Origin of the sequence: Roseomonas mucosa ATCC BAA-692 (assembly GCF_000622225.1) — a bacterium.
Lineage (GTDB): Bacteria > Pseudomonadota > Alphaproteobacteria > Acetobacterales > Acetobacteraceae > Roseomonas > Roseomonas mucosa.
In genome coordinates this window covers 1-2471 of sequence record NZ_JHWD01000070.1, presented here as the reverse complement: position 1 = coordinate 2471, position 2471 = coordinate 1, and the positions used below count along the sequence as shown (strand labels likewise).

2 protein-coding genes and 1 pseudogene are annotated in these 2471 nt (G+C 67.1%); 2 read left to right on the top strand and 1 reads right to left on the bottom strand.

Going from position 1 to position 2471, the window contains the following annotated elements; translation table 11 throughout:
* The first annotated feature begins 30 nt into the window (after positions 1 to 30).
* Positions 31 to 1140: an IS701 family transposase gene (locus BT98_RS25400; RefSeq protein ID WP_081798690.1), complete on the top strand. Its 1110-nt coding sequence runs from the start codon at positions 31 to 33 to the stop codon at positions 1138 to 1140.
* Positions 1141 to 1540: 400 nt separating this feature from the next.
* On the opposite strand, the pseudogene BT98_RS28265 reads toward BT98_RS25400, so the two are convergent.
* Positions 1541 to 1799 (bottom strand): annotated as a pseudogene (locus BT98_RS28265) (transposase); the annotation flags it as partial.
* A gap of 99 nt (positions 1800 to 1898) precedes the next feature.
* On the opposite strand from BT98_RS28265, the gene BT98_RS0120140 reads away from it, so the two are divergent.
* Positions 1899 to 2294, top strand: coding sequence for a hypothetical protein (locus BT98_RS0120140; RefSeq protein ID WP_027297481.1), 396 nt, complete (start codon positions 1899 to 1901; stop codon positions 2292 to 2294).
* Positions 2295 to 2471 lie beyond the last annotated feature (177 nt).

Here is a 2471-nt window from a genome sequence, read left to right as displayed (position 1 = left end):
CCGGAAAGAACCGGCGCTTTCCGCTACCCTCTGCCATCCGTACCTCCAGGCCCTTCAGCCTATCAGAGGTGTCCGTCACAGCGGGACAGGGCCAGACGCCGTGGCAAGCGGATTGCGGCAATGGGCATCTACCGCGACCCGGTACGCTCCAGCCACGGCCACTTCGTAAAGGCTTCTGGCCTGCGTTGGATCAGCCTGATGCTCTTGGCACCCGTTCCCTGGGCCGGTCGGGTTTGGGCGCTGCCGTTCCTGTCCGCGCTGGCGCCCTCGGAACGGTTTTGTCGCGACCAGGGACAGCGGCACAAGAAGCTCACCGACTGGGCCCGCCAAATGATCCTGCAGACACGCCGCTGGCTTCCTGGGCGGGACATCGTGCTGGTCGGCGACAGCGGCTTTGCAGCCCTGGAACTGCTGGCTGCGCTGACCCGGCACAGGATCACCGGGGTCACGCGCCTGCGGCTCGATGCCGCGCTCTATGACCCGGCGCCACCCCGGCTGCCTGGTACCAATGGTCGGCCCCGTACCAAAGGGGCGCGGCGGCCCAACCTGGCGGAGGTGCTGGTCCGCACCGATACATGCTGGCAGCGCATGGTGGTCCCCGGCTGGTACGGTGGGGGCGAGCGTCACGTCGAGATCTGCTCGGCCACTGCTGTGTGGCGTCATGGCGGGATGCCCATCGTGCCGATCCGCTGGGTGCTGGTCCGCGATCCTCATCGCCGGTTCGAGCCGCAGGCCCTGCTGTGCACCGAGCCTGATCGAACGCCGGAGCAGATCCTGTTCTGGTTCATCCAGCGCTGGCAACTGGAGGTGACCTTCCAGGAGACCAGGGTGCATCTTGGGGTCGAGACTCAGCGACAGTGGTCGGACCTCGCCATCGCCCGCACCACGCCATGCCTGCTCGGGCTGTTCTCCCTCGTCACCCTCCTGGCCGCCCAGCTCAGAACCTCAGAACGCAGAGCCGCAATGAGCAGCGCCTGGTACCGCAAGGACCGTCCGACCTTCAGTGACACCCTCGCCGCCGTGCGGCGGCACATCTGGCGTGAGCAAGGTTTCCTCACATCCCGGCACAGCGGTCACAGCATAAAACCTCGGCGAGCGCTCCAGCACGCCTGGGCTTACGCCATCTGCCACGCCGCGTGATGGCCAAAGTCGAGCTAAGGTCAGCGAACATCACCCCTCACAGAAGGTGGCCCTCGGCGGATGGATACGATGATGATCGCATCGGATGGGGTGGAATGCATGTCGGTCCTCCAGGTAGCGGGAAGCCCGAGCCTGCGCTTTGACGGGACAGGACTGTGATGGGATGGCTGTCCCTCAGGCTCCTATGAAGTCACGCATCGAAGCGGCGCCGGGCGCAGCCTGGAGGACCGGCAGATCAACGCCATGACACGAGGTCAATCGTAAGCATGGGCCAAGCCCTCCAGGTTGCTCTGATAGTCTCACAGTCGTAGCAATTTCCTTTGCTCGACATCGAGGTCAGGATGCCGTGCTTTCGGAGTTCCGCCTGGTAGTCGGCGGAGCAGTATTGGCTGCTGCAATCGGCATGGTGGATCAGCCCTGGCGCTGGGCGAAGGATCTCGTTCTCCCGCCGCAGCCGCTTCAGTTCGGCCGCGACGTCCTTCTGCCCCGAGTGGTCGGCGCATCGATCTGCCGTTCCCGGCTCCGGCTGATCCCCTGACCAGTGTCGACAAACCAATTCCGAGGTCTTCAGCAATCTCGCGCTGACTCCGCCCGCTCGTCTGGACCAGCCGGACCGCCTCGTCCTCAAACTCCTTCGTGAACCGTCTCTGCTGCGTCATCGAGTTCCTCTTGCTTCATCAGGAACCCTCCACTTTTTCGAAGCAAGTCCAAACCGCGCCGGATTCGGAGGAGACCTCAACCTGTGAGAGGAAGAGGTTATGGGCAATCGGAAGACGGGGGCGAACTTCTCGCCCGAGATGCGGGAGCGTGCGGTCCGGCTGGTGCTGGAGGCCGGCGGCATGGCGGACTGGGACGATGAGGACGCAGGCGATCCCGACGACGGCCATGCGCCGCCCTGGGCCACACGCCGGCCCGGCCCGCACCCGCCGGCGGCCGCGCCCGATCCTGCCCGGCTGCTGCGGCCGCTGGCCCAGGCCGAGGACCTCGTCTCGCGCCTCGACGCCCGCGCCGGCGGCGGCGCCGCTTCGGAGGTGCTGCGCCAGGGTCTGCCCGCCCATCCGCACGATCTCGCCCTTCGCGCCACCAGCCTCACCGGCTCTTGGAGTGCCGCCTCCGACCTCCACCCCCTGGAGCGGGCCATGCCTACCACCTGAGGTGGAAGCGACGGCGAGACGGGCGCGGGCGCGGCCGAGCACCCAGTGGAGCAGGCGCCCGCCCTGGCCCGCCTGCTGACGTGGCTGCCGGTGTTCCGGACCGATCCACTGAATGAGGCGGAAAGGCTCGCCGCGGCGCTGCGGTTGCTGGGCGACACGGCTCGGCACGCCGCCCGC